14 protein-coding genes are annotated in these 16,190 nt (G+C 62.6%); 4 read left to right on the top strand and 10 right to left on the bottom strand.

The window, feature by feature from the left end:
• Positions 1–35: 35 nt before the first annotated feature.
• Positions 36–947 carry a cation diffusion facilitator family transporter gene (locus QQL76_RS04065; protein WP_499206496.1) on the bottom strand — a complete coding sequence of 304 codons (912 nt, stop codon included), beginning with the start codon at positions 945–947 and terminating at the stop codon, positions 36–38.
• Between the two features lie 12 nt (positions 948–959).
• The gene (locus QQL76_RS04060; protein ID WP_499206495.1) at positions 960–3,146 is read right to left on the bottom strand and encodes an anthranilate synthase; all 2,187 of its coding nucleotides are present in this window, start codon (positions 3,144–3,146) and stop codon (positions 960–962) included.
• Positions 3,147–3,470: 324 nt separating this feature from the next.
• On the opposite strand from QQL76_RS04060, the gene QQL76_RS04055 reads away from it, so the two are divergent.
• Positions 3,471–4,406 carry an extensin-like domain-containing protein gene (locus tag QQL76_RS04055; RefSeq protein WP_499206494.1) on the top strand — a complete coding sequence of 312 codons (936 nt, stop codon included), beginning with the start codon at positions 3,471–3,473 and terminating at the stop codon, positions 4,404–4,406.
• 4 nt (positions 4,407–4,410) lie between these two features.
• On the opposite strand, the gene QQL76_RS04050 is transcribed toward QQL76_RS04055, so the two are convergent.
• The 3 genes from QQL76_RS04050 to putA all read right to left on the bottom strand — a co-directional run bounded on the left by QQL76_RS04050 (position 4,411) and on the right by putA (position 10,018).
• Positions 4,411–5,085 (bottom strand): spermidine synthase, encoded by a 675-nt coding sequence (locus tag QQL76_RS04050; RefSeq protein ID WP_499206493.1) that lies wholly within the window; start codon positions 5,083–5,085, stop codon positions 4,411–4,413.
• A 4-nt stretch (positions 5,086–5,089) separates the two neighbouring features.
• Positions 5,090–6,769 (bottom strand): formate--tetrahydrofolate ligase, encoded by a 1,680-nt coding sequence (locus QQL76_RS04045; RefSeq protein WP_499206492.1) that lies wholly within the window; start codon positions 6,767–6,769, stop codon positions 5,090–5,092.
• A gap of 129 nt (positions 6,770–6,898) precedes the next feature.
• A complete protein-coding gene (putA, locus tag QQL76_RS04040; protein WP_499206491.1) occupies positions 6,899–10,018 on the bottom strand; it encodes a bifunctional proline dehydrogenase/L-glutamate gamma-semialdehyde dehydrogenase PutA in 3,120 nt (1,039 codons plus the stop codon).
• Positions 10,019–10,131: 113 nt separating this feature from the next.
• On the opposite strand from putA, the gene QQL76_RS04035 reads away from it, so the two are divergent.
• On the top strand, positions 10,132–10,593 hold the full coding sequence (locus QQL76_RS04035; RefSeq protein ID WP_126009093.1) for an Lrp/AsnC ligand binding domain-containing protein: 462 nt from the start codon (positions 10,132–10,134) through the stop codon (positions 10,591–10,593).
• Here QQL76_RS04035 and QQL76_RS04030 read toward each other — a convergent pair.
• From QQL76_RS04030 to QQL76_RS04020, 3 genes are all read right to left on the bottom strand, one after another.
• The gene (locus QQL76_RS04030; protein WP_499206490.1) at positions 10,565–11,377 is read right to left on the bottom strand and encodes a hypothetical protein; all 813 of its coding nucleotides are present in this window, start codon (positions 11,375–11,377) and stop codon (positions 10,565–10,567) included. The genes QQL76_RS04035 and QQL76_RS04030 overlap by 29 nt on opposite strands.
• A 65-nt stretch (positions 11,378–11,442) precedes the next feature.
• Positions 11,443–11,829 carry a c-type cytochrome gene (locus QQL76_RS04025; RefSeq protein ID WP_499206489.1) on the bottom strand — a complete coding sequence of 129 codons (387 nt, stop codon included), beginning with the start codon at positions 11,827–11,829 and terminating at the stop codon, positions 11,443–11,445.
• 82 nt (positions 11,830–11,911) lie between these two features.
• Entirely contained in the window at positions 11,912–12,514 is a 603-nt protein-coding gene (locus QQL76_RS04020) for a thymidine kinase (protein WP_499206488.1), read from the bottom strand.
• A 132-nt stretch (positions 12,515–12,646) separates the two neighbouring features.
• Here QQL76_RS04020 and QQL76_RS04015 point away from each other — a divergent pair, with 132 nt between their 5' ends.
• Entirely contained in the window at positions 12,647–13,423 is a 777-nt protein-coding gene (locus QQL76_RS04015) for a HugZ family pyridoxamine 5'-phosphate oxidase (RefSeq protein ID WP_499206487.1), read from the top strand.
• 60 nt (positions 13,424–13,483) lie between these two features.
• The gene (locus QQL76_RS04010; RefSeq protein WP_126012910.1) at positions 13,484–13,882 is read left to right on the top strand and encodes an ArsR/SmtB family transcription factor; all 399 of its coding nucleotides are present in this window, start codon (positions 13,484–13,486) and stop codon (positions 13,880–13,882) included.
• A 24-nt stretch (positions 13,883–13,906) separates the two neighbouring features.
• Here the strand turns inward: QQL76_RS04010 and rirA are convergent, their stop codons facing one another.
• On the bottom strand, positions 13,907–14,368 hold the full coding sequence (gene rirA / locus QQL76_RS04005; RefSeq protein WP_499206486.1) for a helix-turn-helix domain-containing protein: 462 nt from the start codon (positions 14,366–14,368) through the stop codon (positions 13,907–13,909).
• Positions 14,369–14,508: 140 nt separating this feature from the next.
• The gene (locus tag QQL76_RS04000) at positions 14,509–16,137 is read right to left on the bottom strand and encodes a phosphohexomutase domain-containing protein (RefSeq protein WP_499206485.1); all 1,629 of its coding nucleotides are present in this window, start codon (positions 16,135–16,137) and stop codon (positions 14,509–14,511) included.
• Positions 16,138–16,190: the final 53 nt, after the last annotated feature.

Raw genomic sequence — 16,190 nt, 5'->3', positions numbered from 1 at the left:
GGCGGGTCGCATCGTCGCGACCCGCCATCTTGCAATTAGCTCTGCTGCGGCATGACGCGGATGCCGTGCGCCTTCACGCCCTCCGGCTCCACATGGATCGCGATGCGGGCGCCCGGCACCGCGGCACGGATCGCATCTTCGATCCGGTCGCAGATCACATGAGAGGCTGCCACCGTCATCTCGGCCGGCACGACCATGTGGAAATCGACGAAGGTCGCCGGCCCCGCCTGGCGGGTTTTCAGATCGTGCACATTCACCGAGCCTGCAGCGTGGTCAGCGATCGCGGCACGGATGAGAGCATCGTCCTGCGCATCCACGGCGCGGTCCATCAACCCGCCGACAGATGCCGAGATGACCTTCCAGCCCTGGAAGAGGATGTTGATGGCGACGATAATGGCGAGCAGCGGATCGAGGATCGCAAAGCCCGTAACGAGCGCCGCGACGAGACCGATGAAGACGCCGACAGATGTCACGACGTCCGACACGATATGGTGACCGTCGGCGACGAGCGCGGGCGATCGATAGGCGCGCCCCTCGCGGATGAGGAGATAGGCCCAGGCCGCGTTGATGGCGGCAGCGGCGAGGTTGATGGTCAGACCTAGCCCTGCGGCTTCCGGCAATTGCGGTTCGAAGAGCGCCGGGATCGCCTGCTGCATGATGGCGATGGCCGCCACGACGATCAGTACGCCTTCGATGACTGCGGAGAAATATTCAGCCTTGTGGTGCCCGAACGGATGGTCCGCGTCGGCCGGCTTGTGGGCGTAGGAGACGGCGTAGAACGCAATCAGTGCCGCGATGATGTTGACGATCGACTCCAGGCCGTCGGACAAAAGCGCGACGGAGCCCGTCACCCACCACGCGACCAGCTTCATGCCCGTTACGACCAAGGCGATCGGGATCGACCAGAAGGCGAGTTGCCTCACCCGCACACTGTTGCTTGGCACCACGCTCGTCGTCCTTCAGGCAGCCGCCACATCGGCCTTGCGCGCAAGCCGTGCCACCACGTTTTCGATGATGCGCATGCCGACATCCTGGCCGAGCGTCATGATCGATTCCGGGTGGAACTGCACGGCAGCGACCGGTTCCCGGGAATGTTCGATGCCCATGATCGTTCCGTCCTCGCTCTCCGCCGTGATGCGGAAATCCGAGGGCAGGCTCGCCGGATCGGCGAAGATCGAGTGGTAGCGGCCGACGGTCACTTCGAACGGCAGACCGTCGAAGACCGCGCCGGGATCGATGATGCGGATGCGCGAGGGCTTCCCGTGCATGGGCAGGGCAAGCTGGCGCAACTGGCCGCCATAGGCCTCCGCCAGCGCCTGCAGCCCCAGGCAGACGCCGAAGATGGGCAGGCCTCTCGCCCGCGCGCGCTTGATCGTCGCCTTGCAGTCGAAATCCTTCGGGCTGCCGGGGCCAGGCGAAAGCACCACCAGATCCGGATCGATACGATCGAGCACTTCGTCGGCCACCGGCGAGCGTACTGTGGTGACCGTAGCACCGGTCTGGCGCAGATAGTTGGCCAGCGTGTGGACGAAGCTGTCCTCGTGGTCGACGAGCAGGATCGACACCCCGTCGCCCACCCGGTCGGTCTTTCGAGCGCCCGCAGCCACCGTCGCGCTGCCGGCGTCGCGAATGGCCGAAATCATCGCCGAGGCCTTGAGCTCGGTCTCCGCTGCCTCTTCCTCCGGATCGCTGTCATAGAGCAGCGTTGCGCCGGCGCGCACTTCCGCCACGCCGGCCTTGATGCGGATGGTGCGCAGCGTCAGCCCGGTGTTCATGTCACCGTTGAAGTTCACCATGCCGATCGCGCCACCATACCAGGCGCGCGGGCTCTTCTCGTTGGCTTCGATGAAGCGCATGGCCCAGAGCTTCGGCGCCCCTGTCACCGTCACGGCCCAGGCGTGCGAGAGGAATGCGTCGAACGCGTCCATCCCATCCCTCAGCCGGCCTTCGATATGGTCGACCGTGTGGATGAGCCGCGAATACATCTCGATCTGACGGCGGCCGATCACCTTGACCGAACCAGGCTCGCAGACGCGGCTCTTGTCGTTCCGGTCGACATCCGAGCACATGGTGAGTTCGGACTCGTCTTTCTTTGAATTCAACAGCTTGAGAATTTGTTCTGAATCAGAAATTGCATCCTCGCCACGCTTGATCGTGCCCGAGATCGGGCAGGTCTCGACGCGCCGGCCATTGACCCGCACGAACATCTCCGGCGATGCGCCGATGAGATATTCCTGGTTTCCGAGATTGATGAAGAACGAATAGGGCGACGGATTGATCGCCTTGAGCCGGCGCGAGATCGCGGACGGCTTCGACTTGCAGCGCTCGCGAAACATCTGCCCCGGCACGACTTCGAACAGGTCTCCGCGCTTGAAGCTCTCCTTCGCGCGGCGCACCAGATCGGCATATTCGCCCGGCTGGTGATCGCACTTTTCCGGAACCGTGCCCGTGTCCTGAAACGGCTCGGCTTCGACAGACCCGTCCTGGCCGAAGGTCGTCGCGCCATCCTTGGCGAAATCGTATCGATCGATCCAGGCCTTTGCCGAATAGTGGTCGACGACCAGAATTTCGTCGGGCAGGAAAAGCACCAGGTCGCGCTGGTCGTCCGGCCGCGGCAGGGACTGCTTCACCGGATCGAACTGAAAGGCCAGATCGTAGCCAAACGCTCCGTAGAGCCCGATATTGCTGTCTTCCGACGACCGGAAGAGATCGACGATGGCGCGCAGCACCGTGAACACGGTGGGGACGCGGGAGCGTTCTTCTTCGGTGAACAGGCGGCTCGGCTCATGCACCTGAAGCGCAAGCTTGCGATCCGTCCGCTCGACGAGCGTCATCTCCTGCTCGGAGGCGAGCCGCGCTGCGATCATCTCAAGCAGCACTGCACCGCGATCGTTGTAGGCATCGAGGGTGACCGCTCGACCGCGAGCCGTAATCGACAGCGGGGGATCGACGATCGCCGTATCCCAACGGGTATAGCGGCCGGGATATTCGTAGTTTGACGAGAAGACGGCACCGCGCCGCTCATCGAGCCGATCGATATAGCTGTCGATCGCACCGCCATAGCCGACCTCCCGCCGCAGCCGGGAAACCTCAACGCCACCTTCCGTCAGGAAAGTCTGCGCGCCGTCTTCTTCAATCCGAGCCATCGTCGCTGCCCACCCTTTTTGTTCAGCCCGGCCACCCTGTCCGGCGGGCTTAAACAAAAAAGCCGCCGGGAGTGATCCTGGGCGGCTTCGGTCTATCAGTCACGCACGACTGGTCGCGGCCGCTCTAGCGTGCCCACCACCAATTCTTGTTTGCGCGTGCCATGTTCATGCATTCTCAATACCGGCGAAAGCGGCCCGCCGCAACTGGATTCGCGAGCGTAGGCTCCACTCTCCCGTCGCCCATGGGAACCGCGACTCACACCATGCGTTCAGGCACCGGGGAGCGCTCGACGCGATCGCGTCGTGGGAGAGGATCAATCCTTGATGGACACTCGATTTGCCTGCAGCGTAGCCGCCGCAATTCTCTCGCTCGCGCTCGTGACGCCTGCCAACGCGCAAGGGACCGAGCCCGACCCGACGCTGCCGCAGGCAAGCGACGCGCCCCTGCCCGAGGAGCGGCCGGATCTGCCCGCCGACGCCGAACCGAGCGATGACGCCGAAGAGCCGGCCGATGGCGAAGAAGCAGAAGAGACCGTCCCCGACGATGTGCCGGTCCCAGATGAGCGCCCCGAGGAAGATGGCGACGAAGCCTCCGATGACAACGCCGACACCGACGCCGGAGACGACCAAGTCGAGGAAGAGGCCGTCGAAGAGGAGATCCCTGAGCCCCTCCCGCCCGAGCCTGAAGACGCAGCCGCGCTGCGTGCCTGCCGTGCCGAACTGCGCGGCCTCGGCGCGGAATTCACAATACTGGACACGATCGAACCCGAAGGTGCCGAACAGGCTGGATGCGGCGTTGACACGCCCTTCGCCGTCACACGCATCCTGCCGGGCATCGCGCTCGAACCGGAAACGCAGATGCGCTGCGCAACCGCGCTGGCACTGGCGAAATGGGTGCGTGCAGAAGTGCTGCCTGCCGCCCGCGCGCTCGAGCTTGGCCAGCTAACCACGCTCAACCACGGCTCGACCTATGTCTGCCGTCCGCGCAACAATGTCGAGGAGGCCGACATATCGGAGCATGCGCTTGGCAACGCCATCGATATCATGAGCTTCACGTTCGAGAGCGGAGAGGCGATCACCGTCTCACCCAAAGAGGGTGACGGCGACGCCAGCGAAGCTTTCCAAAAAGCGGTCGGCTCAGGCGCTTGCCTGCACTTCACGACGGTTCTTGGACCGGGCTCGGACGCCTATCACGACGACCATCTGCATCTCGACATCGCCGAACGCTCGAGCGATTACCGGCTTTGCCAGACGCCGTGACGGGCTAGCCCGTGTGCGTCGCGAGCCAGATGAGGTGCCGCGCTCCGCGTGAGCGTCTGGCGCGCACCTTCACTTCTTCCACGGCAAATCCCGAGGATTTGAGCCTGCGGGTGAACCCTGCATCCGGCGCGGACGACCAGACGGCCAGAACGCCGTTCTTTGTCAGAGCACGTCGCGCTCTTTCCAGGCCGGCGAAACTGTAGAGCCCCTCATTGGCATCGCGCGTCAGGCCGTCGGGGCCATTGTCGACATCGAGCAGAATCGCATCATAGCGGCCAGGCTCGGCCGCGATGACTGCGCCGACATCGCGTTCGATGATCGTCACGCGCGGGTCGCCGAGGCTTTCGCCATAGATCGGCTGCAGCGGTCCGCGCGCCCAGGCGACCACGGCCGGCACCAGTTCGGCGACGACGATCTCGCTTTCGGGTTTCAAGGCTTTCAGCGCCGCCCGCAGCGTGAAGCCCATGCCGAGGCCGCCGATCAGAATGCGCGGCTTTGCGCGGTCCGCAATCAGGGCGCAGGATCGTTCCGCCAGCACCTCTTCCGAACCGCTCAAGCGGCTGTTCATCAGTTCGGTCGCGCCGGTCATGATCGAGAATTCATGGCCGCGCTGCATCAGCTTCAGCGGCGTTCCATCGCCCGGCACGATTGCCGTATCGAGATGCACCCAGGGAATCATCGGATCAGAACAGACCTTCGATCTGGCCGCGGTCGTCGAGATGGATCGTCTCCGCCGCCGGCGTCCGCGGTAGGCCGGGCATCGTCATGATCTGGCCCGTGATCGCGACGACGAACCCGGCGCCGGCCGACAGACGGACCTCGCGGATCGCGACCGTATGATCTTGCGGAGCGCCAAGCGCGGACGGGTCGGTTGAAAACGAGTACTGGGTCTTGGCCATGCAGACCGGAAGATTGCCATATCCAGCCGCTTCCCACTGCAACAGCTGATCGAGCACGGCAGGCTCGGCGACGGCTTCCGCGCCGCGGTAGATGCGCTTGACGATGGTCTCCATCTTGGAAAAGAGCGGCATTTCGTTCGGATAGAGCGGCGCAAATTGCGCGTGGCCGGTCTCTGCCAGTTCCACCACTTTTTCCGCCAAGTCGACGATGCCGGCAGAGCCCTTTTCCCAGTGGCGGCAGACGATCGCTTCCTCGCCGAAGTCTGCGACATAGTCCCGAACCGCATCGATCTCGCGGTCGGTGTCGCCTGAGAAATGATTGATGGCGACGATCGCCGGCACGCCGAACTGCTTCACATTCTCGATGTGGCGGCCGAGATTGGCGCAGCCGGCCTTCACCGCCTCGACATTCTCATGGCCGAGATCGGCCTTGGCGACGCCGCCATTCATCTTGAGCGCCCGGATCGTCGCGACGATAACGGCGGCCGCTGGCTTCAGGCCCGCCTTGCGGCATTTGATGTTGAAGAATTTCTCCGCACCGAGGTCGGCGCCGAACCCCGCTTCGGTCACGACGAAGTCGGCAAGCTTCAACGCCGTTCGCGTTGCCACCACCGAGTTGCAGCCATGGGCGATATTGGCGAACGGCCCGCCATGGACGAAGGCCGGATTGTTTTCCAGCGTCTGCACGAGATTGGGCTGCATCGCATCCTTGAGCAGGACCGTCATCGCGCCATCGGCCTTCAAATCGCGCGCGAAGACGGGAGATTTGTCGTGCCGGTAGGCGACGATGATGTCGCCCAGCCGCCGCTCCAGGTCTTCAAGGTCGGATGCGAGGCAGAGGATCGCCATGATTTCCGACGCGACGGTGATGTCGAACCCGGTTTGGCGCGGAAAGCCGTTCGATGCGCCACCGAGACCGCAGACGATGTCGCGCAGCGCCCGGTCGTTCATGTCGAGCGCGCGGCGCCACACGACCCGGCGGCTGTCGATGCCAAGCGCGTTGCCCCAATAGAGATGGTTGTCGATCAGCGCCGACAGCAAATTGTGAGCGGCCGTAATGGCATGGAAGTCGCCGGTGAAGTGCAGGTTGATGTCGTCCATCGGCACGACCTGGGCGTAGCCGCCACCGGCTGCGCCGCCCTTCATGCCGAAGCATGGACCGAGCGAGGGTTCGCGCACGCAGACGATCGCGCGCTTGCCGATCCGGTTCAGTCCATCGCCGAGGCCGACCGTCGTCGTTGTCTTGCCTTCGCCGGCCGGCGTCGGGTTGACGGCCGTAACGAGGATCAGCTTGCCATCGGGTCGGCCACTCAGGCTGCCGATGAAGTCCGCCGAGACCTTTGCCTTGTCATGGCCGTAGGGAACAAGCTGGTCTGCAGGAATACCGAGGGCGGCGCCAATCTCCATGATCGGCTTTTTCGCGGCGGCGCGTGCAATCTCGATGTCGGATTGGACACTCGTCATGAATTTCCCCCTCGCTTGCACGGCTGCCGTTCACCGCAGCTTGACGCGCCCACGGTGCTACGCGGATACGCCATCGCGCAAGATGGCGCATCACTTATTCAGCGGTCAGGCATGGCACCGAGCTGCGGCTCAGCCGTCCCCCATGGCGATCAGGCTTGCATTGCCGCCGGCGGCAGCGGTGTTGATCGACACCACCTGCTCTTGCGCAAACCGGGTCAGATAGTATGGGCCACCTGCCTTGAACCCAGTGCCAGACAGCCCGGAGCCACCGAAAGGCTGGGTGCCGACCACGGCCCCGATCATGTTGCGATTGACGTAGACATTGCCGACATCGAGGCGATCGATGATGCGCGAGACTGTGGAATCGACGCGGGAATGGATGCCGAGCGTCAGCCCGTAGCCCGACGCCGCTATGCTCTCCACCACCTGGTCCAGATCCTTCGCGCGGTAGCGAACCACGTGAAGAACGGGTCCGAAGATCTCACGATTCAGCCGGTCCGCACGATCGAGCTCAACAATGTGCGGCGCGAAGAACGTTCCGGTTTCGGGTGCCTTGCCGGTCGCACGAACGGCGTGGCTTTTCCGCATGGACGTGATGTGGGTCTCCAGCATCTCCTTTTGCGCATGGTCGATCACGGGGCCGATGTCGGTGGAGGGATCCATCGGATCGCCGATCTTCAGGGCGCTTGCCGCACCCTCGATCATATCCATCATGCGGTCGGCGACGTCGTTTTGCAGGAAGAGCAACCGCAGCGCAGAGCACCGCTGGCCGGCCGAACGGAACGCCGACATGACCACGTCGTCCGCCACCTGCTCGGGAAGCGCGGTGGCATCGACAATCATCGCATTGAGGCCGCCGGTTTCGGCGACCAGCGGAACGATCGGACCGTCCTTCTCGGCAAGCGTGCGGTTGATCGCCCGCGCCGTGTCCGTCGATCCGGTGAAGGCGACACCCGCGATTGACGGATGCGCCGTCAATGCCGCGCCGACATCCCCGGCCCCGGGCAGGTAGATCAGCACATCCTTGGGCACACCGGCCTCGTGGAGAAGCTGCACCGCGCGATAGGCAATCAGCGGCGTCTGCTCGGCTGGCTTGGCGATCACCGCGTTGCCGGCGGCAAGCGCTGCGGTCACCTGCCCCAGGAAAATCGCCAGAGGAAAATTCCAGGGACTGATCGCCGCAAAGACGCCACGCCCGCGCCAGCCATAGTGATTGTCCTCGCCGGTCGGTCCCGGCATCCGTTCTTTCGTGGCAAGATGCTCTTGGGACTGCGCCGCATAATATCGGCAGAAGTCGACGGCTTCCCGGATCTCCGCCAACCCGTCATCGAGGGTCTTGCCACCCTCGAGCGCCACAAGCGCCATCAGTGCATCGCGGTTCTTTTCCAGAAGATCCGCAGCGCGCTCCAGCGCCGCGGCCCGATCTTGGACCGGGGTGCGCGACCAGCGGGCAAAGCCGGCACGCGCCGCCGCCATCGCCTTGTCGACGTCAGCAGCCGTTGCGAAAACCACTGAGCCGACCTCGCGGCCGGGATCGGCAGGAGCCAGAACGGGTTGGGCCTTTCCGGATGCGGCAAGACCCGGGATGAGCGGCTGGGCATTCACAGTTGCGATTGCGCGCTCCAACCCGGCAACCAATTGGTCCAGATCGGCGCGATATCCGAATTCCAGGCCGGCGCTGTTGCGACGGTTCCCGTAGAGCTTGGCCGGCAGCGGGATCTTCTCGTGACGGGCCGAATGTCCCTTGTCGAGGGCCAGATGCGTTTGCGGCCTGACGAGAAGCTTGGCGACGGGGATCTTCGCATCGCCCGCCACGGCAACGAAAGACGAGTTCGCCCCGTTCTCCAGAAGACGGCGCACGAGATAGGCAAGCAGGTCCCGATAGCCGCCGACCGGCGCATAGATGCGGCACGGCACGCGCTCGTTGCTCTTGGCGAGATCGGCGTAGACCGCCTCCCCCATGCCGTGCAGGCGCTGGAATTCAAAGCCCGAGCGGTCGCTACCGGCCATTTCGAGGATCGTCGCAATCGTCAGGGCGTTATGCGTGGCGAATTGCGGATAGAGCTGCGCCCGCCGGTCGAGCATCTTGCGGGCACAGGCGAGATAGGAAACATCCGTGGCCGGCTTGCGCGTAAAGACCGGATAGTCGGGAAGTCCCCGCTCCTGCGCACGCTTGATTTCGGTGTCCCAATAGGCGCCCTTGACGAGCCGAACCATCATCCGCCGGCCAAGCTTCCGGCAGAGCATGTCGATATGCTCGATCACCATCGGCGCCCGCTTCTGATAGGCCTGGATCGCCAGACCGAACCCGTCCCAATCCGCCAGCGACGGATCGGCAAAGACCGCATCGATGACGTCGAGCGAGAGCTCCAGTCGGTCCGCTTCTTCGGCATCGATCGTGAAATTGAGGTCATGTGCTTTCGCGCGCTGGGCAAGCCGCAGCACGTCCGGCACCAGTTCCTTGAGCACCTGGTCCCGATGGGTCGCCAGATAGCGCGGATGGAGCGCGGACAGCTTGACCGAGATGCCCATGCGTTCCGGCAGGCGTCGCTCCTTGCCGCTTTTGGCCTGCGCCTTGCCGATCGCCTCGATCGCTTCGGCATAGGAGCGCCAGTAGCGCGCCGCATCGTCGGCCGTGCGCGCGCCCTCCCCGAGCATGTCGAAGGAATGCCGATATCCTTTCGCCTCGTTGCGCGCTGCACGCGACAGCGCATCCTCGATCGTTTCGCCGAGCACGAAATGATGTCCGAGGAATCGCATCGCCTGCCGCGTTGCGGTTCTGACCGTTGGCATGCCGAGCCGACGGACGAGCCCCTGCATCACACCTTCGGGCGTATCGCCTGGCTTCAGGACCCGTGCAGAAAGACCGAGCGCCCAGGCGGAGGCGGAAACAAACCAGGTCTCGCCATGCGCCTCGTGCTCGCTCCAGCCGCCCTCGCGCAACTTGTCTTCGATGAGCTTGTCCTGTGTCGCCGCATCCGGCACCCGCAACAGCGCTTCCGCCAGCACCATCATCGCAAGGCCTTCGCGCGTGGAGAGCCCGTATTCGCGCAGGAAATCCTCAACCCCGCCCATCGAGCCCGCTTCCGATCGGATCGCATTGATCAGCCGGGTCGCCCGCTGATCGATCGCGCGGTCCTGCGCCTGGTCCATGCCTATCAGGCCCAGATGGCCGCGGATGATCGTGTCGTCGTCGCCCCCGTAGGGTGCATCAAATCGCAAGGTGGAGAGGCGCGGTGCAGCAGTCATCAGAGATCTCCGAAAATCTGCCGCGATCCTAGCAAAGCTGGAACCGTATTATCCGCTATATTTCCTAGGCGAATTGGTGGATTTCTCCACCGTTTGGCGCTATTCATGTTCACATGAAGGATCTTGATCGAATCGACCGCAAGATATTGCGGTCACTCCAGCTGGACGGTCGACTGACCAACACGGAACTCGCCGACCGGATCGCGCTGTCGCCGACGGCGACGGCCGAGCGGGTCAAACGGCTGACACGCGAAGGCTATATCGAAGGATACGGCGCGCGCCTCTCCCCAGCAAAGCTTGGACGTACGTTACTGGTCTTCGTCGAGGTGAAGCTCGATCGGACGACGCCCGACGTGTTCGATGCCTTCGCCAAGGCAGTCAAGACGAGCGACGATGTCATGGAATGCCACATGGTGGCGGGCGGCTTCGACTACCTCGTCAAGGCACGCGTCGCGGGCATGGACGCGTACCGCACCTTCCTCTCCGATGTGATCCTGTCCCTGCCGGGCGTCAGGGAAACGCACACCTACGCCGTCATGGAAGAGGTCAAGACGACGGGGCATCTTCCCGTCTAGGCCCGGTGGCCGGCGGCGCCCTCAGCGCCGAAAGAAGATCGCCTGCCTTCTGCCGACGGGTCTCGATGTCGCTCGCCGCCAGCAACTGCTGCTGGTGCAGTTCCAGGGCCTCGCCGAGATACCCGCTCGGCTCCTCGATGGCTGCGCAACCGGATGCGGCATGGATAAGAACGCCACGCTCCAATTCCAGGCGCGCCAGAGCAGCCATGGCATCGACGATCCGCAGATCGTGCAAAAGAACGCCGATCGCAGCCTCGGCGTTGCCGATGGCGTCAGACACGGCATCCATCCGAGGGTCAGCGCTGCCTCCGACGCCCGCAGCTGCCCGCATGGCCGCAACGGATCGCACCGCGGCTTCCGATTGCGCTTCGGTCAGTGTCACCCGATGCGCGACGGCATCACGATGCTCATCGAGAAGATCGATCAACCGAGACAAGGCATGGAGATCGGCTGCGAGCTTTTCGCCCATCCCCGCGCCACCCGATTGCGGTGAGCTTGAAAAACGCAGGGTCTTCCGTCTCGGCGGATGATCGGCTCTGTCGCCAGCCTCACCCACAGCGCTGCCGAGGCGCTGCAAAAGCGTTGAAGCATGATGGTGCATGCCTGCAACCGCCCCATTCAGCGTACGGACACGGTCTCCGAGTGCTGGCTGCTCCCCGGCGCTTCCCAGATTGCGGGAAACCGCTGCGACGATGCCATCCGCCTCATGAACGACGTGCAAGGTGAGCGATCGAAGCGACAGCAGCGCTTCGATCGATTGATCATTCGAAGAAGGAGCGGGCATCGGCAATCATCTCGCCTTCTAGACGCGTCGATGACCGATACCGAAGAAAGCGGCTGAACGAAATACTATTCGGCAGCGGCAGGATCGGAGAGATAGGTGATCAGATTGGCAAGCGCAGCCTCATCCTTCACACCGGCAAATGCCATGCGCGTACCTGGAACCACACCGCGCGGATCGGCGAGGTAGGTTGCAAGCGTCGCTTCGTCCCACACCTTGGCGCCATCTTCGGAGTAGGCGCGCATTGCGTCGGAGTAGTTGAAGCCTTCGATCGAAGCGACGGGACGACCGACGATACCGACAAGATGCGGGCCGACCCGGTTCTGTTCCTGGTCGACGACGTGGCAGGCCTGACACTGACGGAAAGTGGCCTTACCGGCGGCAGCATCCTGAGCGGAAGCGACCGAAGTCAGTGCGAGTACGGAAAAACCTGCGGCAAGCAAATAACGAACCATATCTCTCTCCCATCACGACTGTCGTGAGACGTAAGAGACATAGCGTCGCGGCTGAGAACGGCAAGTCCCCCGATCTAAAGAACTATCCCCGGTCCGGCCGCCGCCCGGTCTTCTCCATCCAGTGTTCCCTGCAGTAGGGCACGTATTTGTCGTTGCCGCCGACATCGATCTGGGCGCCCTCGCTCAGCGCCTTGCCCTCTGCGTCGACCCGGACCACCATGGTCGCCTTCTTTCCGCAAAAGCAGATTGTCCGAATTTCCCTCAGACTGTCGGCGATGGCGAGAAGTGCCTTGGAGCCAGGGAAGAGCTCGCCACGGAAATCGGTTCTCAACCCGTAAGTCATCACCGGCACGTTCAGCCGATCAACGACGCGCGCGAGTTGCCACACCTGAGCCTCGCTGAGAAACTGGGCTTCGTCGACGAAGACACAGGCCAACCGGCCTGCGCTCTCCTGTTCGATCTCCCGCTCCACGACGCCATAAAGGTCATCCGCCTCCGTGAAGGTCAGCGCGTCCGATCCGAGACCGATTCTGGAAGCAATGCGCCCATGGCCAGCCCGGTCGTCGAGGGCTGCGGTCAACAGCAGCGTCCGCATCCCCCGTTCCTCGTAATTGTAGGACGCCTGCAGCAGCAAGGTCGACTTGCCGGCATTCATGGAAGCATAATGAAAATAGAGTTTGGCCAAGACGAACGTCCACTGGTTCGGTTCGATACGCACTCTATCTGACTGTTGCCGGCCGGTGTTACCAGTGCTGACCGGGCAGACCCGCAGGCCATCAACAGCTTGAGGACGATCAAGGGGAGTTCAAAAAACTGCATGCCCGAGGAAATACGCAAGCCGGAAGCCGCCAAGACGATCCGCGAAACGGACGAGTTCGCACGGACGGAAGCTGACCGTCTGATCCGCGGCTCACGGCATGCGGCGCTCTCAGTTCTCGAACCAGTGACGGGCCATCCCATTGTCAGCCGAACGCTTGTGGCAACGGATAGTGTCGGCCGACCCGTGATCCTTGTCTCGGCCTTGTCGAGCCACACCAAGGCGCTTCTTGCCGATGCGCGGGCCGGCCTTCTTTTCGGCGAGCCTGGCAAGGGCGATCCGCTCGCGCATCCCCGCATCTCCTTGAAATGCCGCGCCGAGCACATCACGCGCGACTCAACCGAACGTCCAGCCTTGAGGCGTCGTTTTCTGGCACGTCATCCGAAATCCGAGCTTTACATCGACTTCCCCGATTTCAGCTTCTTCCGGCTGCTCACCCTGTCTGCAAGCCTCAATGGCGGTTTTGGCAAGGCTTACGAATTGTCCGGCGATGATCTCGATATCGCTTCGCCCGCCGCGTCGGCATTGGACAAAATGGAGGAAGGCGCCATCGCCCATATGAATTCCGACCATTCCGACGCCATCGACCTCTACGCCGCACATCTCGCTGGCGAAAAAGAGAGCGGCTGGCGCATCTGCGGCATCGATCCCGCAGGCTTCGAGATCCAGCGTGGCGATCAATTGCGCCGCATCCGCTTCCCGAAGTTGCTCGATGATGCGGGAGATCTCCGCAGGGTTCTCGCCGACCTCGCAAAAAGTGCAAGAGCAAACGATTAAATTCGAATGCCTTTAACCTATGCTGGAACTTGGCCCATCAAAGTCCGTTATTGGGGCATGATGAGCACGAAAACCCACAAGAACACGTCAAACGGCCCCTCATCGTCCCTGAAATCCGACGCCGAGGCGCTGAAGTTGAAATCCGACGAGGCAGCAGACCTGCTTTCGGCAATGTCCAATGCAAAACGCCTTCTGATTCTCTGTAATCTGATCGAAGGTGAAATGCCCGTTGGACAGCTGGCCGAGACCGTAGGTCTAAGCCAATCGGCGCTGTCGCAGCATCTGGCCAAATTGCGTGCCCGCAAGCTGGTCAGTACCAGGCGAGACGCTCAGACGATCTATTATTCGATCGCCTCGGAGAGCGTTTATCGCGTGCTGGAAACGATCGGAGATATCTTCCTGTCGAGCCGGCCAGCGCGCCTGGCCCAGGTGACAGCCAAACCAGCGACGGTCGGCTGATACTCAGCCGGCCGGCCCTTCAACTCACTGAACGGCGACTGCCTCGCCCTGCATCATATTGAGCAGCATCCGCATTTGCGGCCGGTTCTGCACCAGATCGGCGATGGTGTAGTCCTGCAGAACGGCGAAAAAGGCGTTCAGCGCCTTGTAAAGTGCCGAATTCAGCGCGCAAGATTCAACGAGCGGGCATTCGGCCGCGTCGTTTTCGAAACATTCCGCCATCGCGAAATTATCTTCAGTGACCCGCACCACGTCATAGAGCGTGATGTCCGATGCGAGGCGCGCGAGGCGCACGCCACCTTTACGCCCGCGTACGGTTTCCATCAGCCCGGCCTCGACCAGCGGCTGCAGGATCTTGAACAGGAACAGTTCAGACACGCCGTACGCCTTGGCGATTTCCGAAACACGGCTCAAGCTGCCCTCGTCTGCCGATGCACAATACATCAGCATGCGAATGGCGTAATTGGTCTGTTTGGTCAGGCGCATCGGGTGTCAGATCCGTCCAAAGTGAATCGGCAATGGAACATTAGAATAATTCCAGAGTATGGCTTTTCCTAGCATGCCGGAGGTGGGCCGGTCCAGCGTCTGGACCACCCCGCTGTACAATCATGCAGGTCTTTTGCCCGTCAGGTGATCACATCGGCGGATCCACGACCCGTCCGGGCCGAAATCTCGGCAATTTCGTCCGCCGCCGTCACGAGGTCAGCCAGAGCATCATTGGTCTGCATGGAGAGATCACCGTCGTTCGGCTCATAACGCTCCAGATATACGCGGAGAGTGGCGCCGGTCGTGCCGGTGCCTGAAAGCCGATAGACGATCCGCGCACCGTCAGCGAAGAAGACGCGAATGCCCTGCTTGGCGCTCGAAGACCCATCGACTTGATCGTGATAGGCAAAATCGTCCGCCGCTCTTATCGTCCGGTTACCGAAAGTTTGCCCGACAAGCGACGGCAGCCTTTCGCGCAGTGCTGCGACCATGTCATCAGCGGTTGCCGTGTCCAGCGCCTCGTAATCGTGGCGGGCATAGTAATTGCGGCCGAAGGTTGCCCAGTGATCGCGCGCGATCTCGGCCACCGACTGGCGCCGAGCGGCAAGCACGTTCAGCCAGAGCAGAACGGCCCAAAGCCCGTCCTTCTCGCGAACATGATCCGATCCAGTTCCGGCACTTTCCTCGCCGCAGATCGTCACCTTGCCGGCATCCAGCAAATTGCCGAAGAATTTCCAGCCGGTCGGGGTTTCGAAGCATGGCAGCCCACGCGCTTCGGCGACGCGGTCTGCTGCCTGGCTCGTCGGCATCGACCGTGCGATGCCGGCAATGCCCTTGGCATAGCCGGGTGCGAGATGCGCATTCGCGGCAAGCATGGCAAGCGAATCCGATGGCGTGATGTACATGCCCTTGCCGATGATTAGGTTGCGGTCTCCGTCGCCATCGGACGCGGCGCCGAAATCCGGCCCGTCCTCGGCCATCATCGCGGCGTGGAGTTCCTTGGCATGCACGAGATTAGGGTCTGGATGATGCCCGCCGAAATCCGGCAGCGGCGTGGTGTTCATCATCGCTGCCGGATCGGCGCCGAGCCGCTTCACGAAGATCTCGTCCGCATAAGGGCCGGTGACGGCGCTCATCGCGTCGAACTGCATGCGGAAGCCTGACGCGAAAAGATCGCGAATAGCCGCAAAATCGAACAGCGTCTCCATCAGATCGGCGTAGTCGGCGACCGGGTCGATGATTTCGACCACGCCACCGGCAACCTCGACCCTGCCGATGCGCGAGAGGTCGACCTGCGGGATGTCCATCGTCTTGTAGCGATCGATCACCAGGCTGCGCTCGTAAATCGCGCCGGTCACCGTCTCTGAGGCCGGTCCGCCATTGGCACCATTATACTTGATGCCGAAGTCTTCATTCGGGCCGCCCGGATTGTGGCTGGCCGACAGAATGATGCCACCGAAGGCTTTGTATTTGCGGATGACATTGGATGCCGCAGGCGTAGACAGAATGCCGTTTTGCCCGATCAGGATGCGGCCAAACCCGTTGGCGAGCGCCATCCGGATCGCAATCTGAATGACATCCTCATTATAGAACCGGCCGTCTCCGCCAACGACCAGGGTCTTGCCCTCATAGCCTTCCTGCACATCGAAGATGGATTGCAGGAAGTTCTCCACATAGCCACGCTTCTGGAATTCCGGGACCTTCTTGCGAAGCCCCGATGTACCGGGCTTTTGATCACGGAAGGGCGTGGTCTCAACAGTTTCGATCATGTCGGGGAAACTCGCTTGATGAATATGGTCGGTCCGCGACGCGAGCATAGTCG

Origin of the sequence: Rhizobium albus, assembly GCA_030160035.1 — a bacterium.
In the GTDB taxonomy this organism is placed as follows: domain Bacteria; phylum Pseudomonadota; class Alphaproteobacteria; order Rhizobiales; family Rhizobiaceae; genus Georhizobium; species Georhizobium albus.
This window is presented reverse-complemented; position numbering and strand designations above follow the sequence as displayed.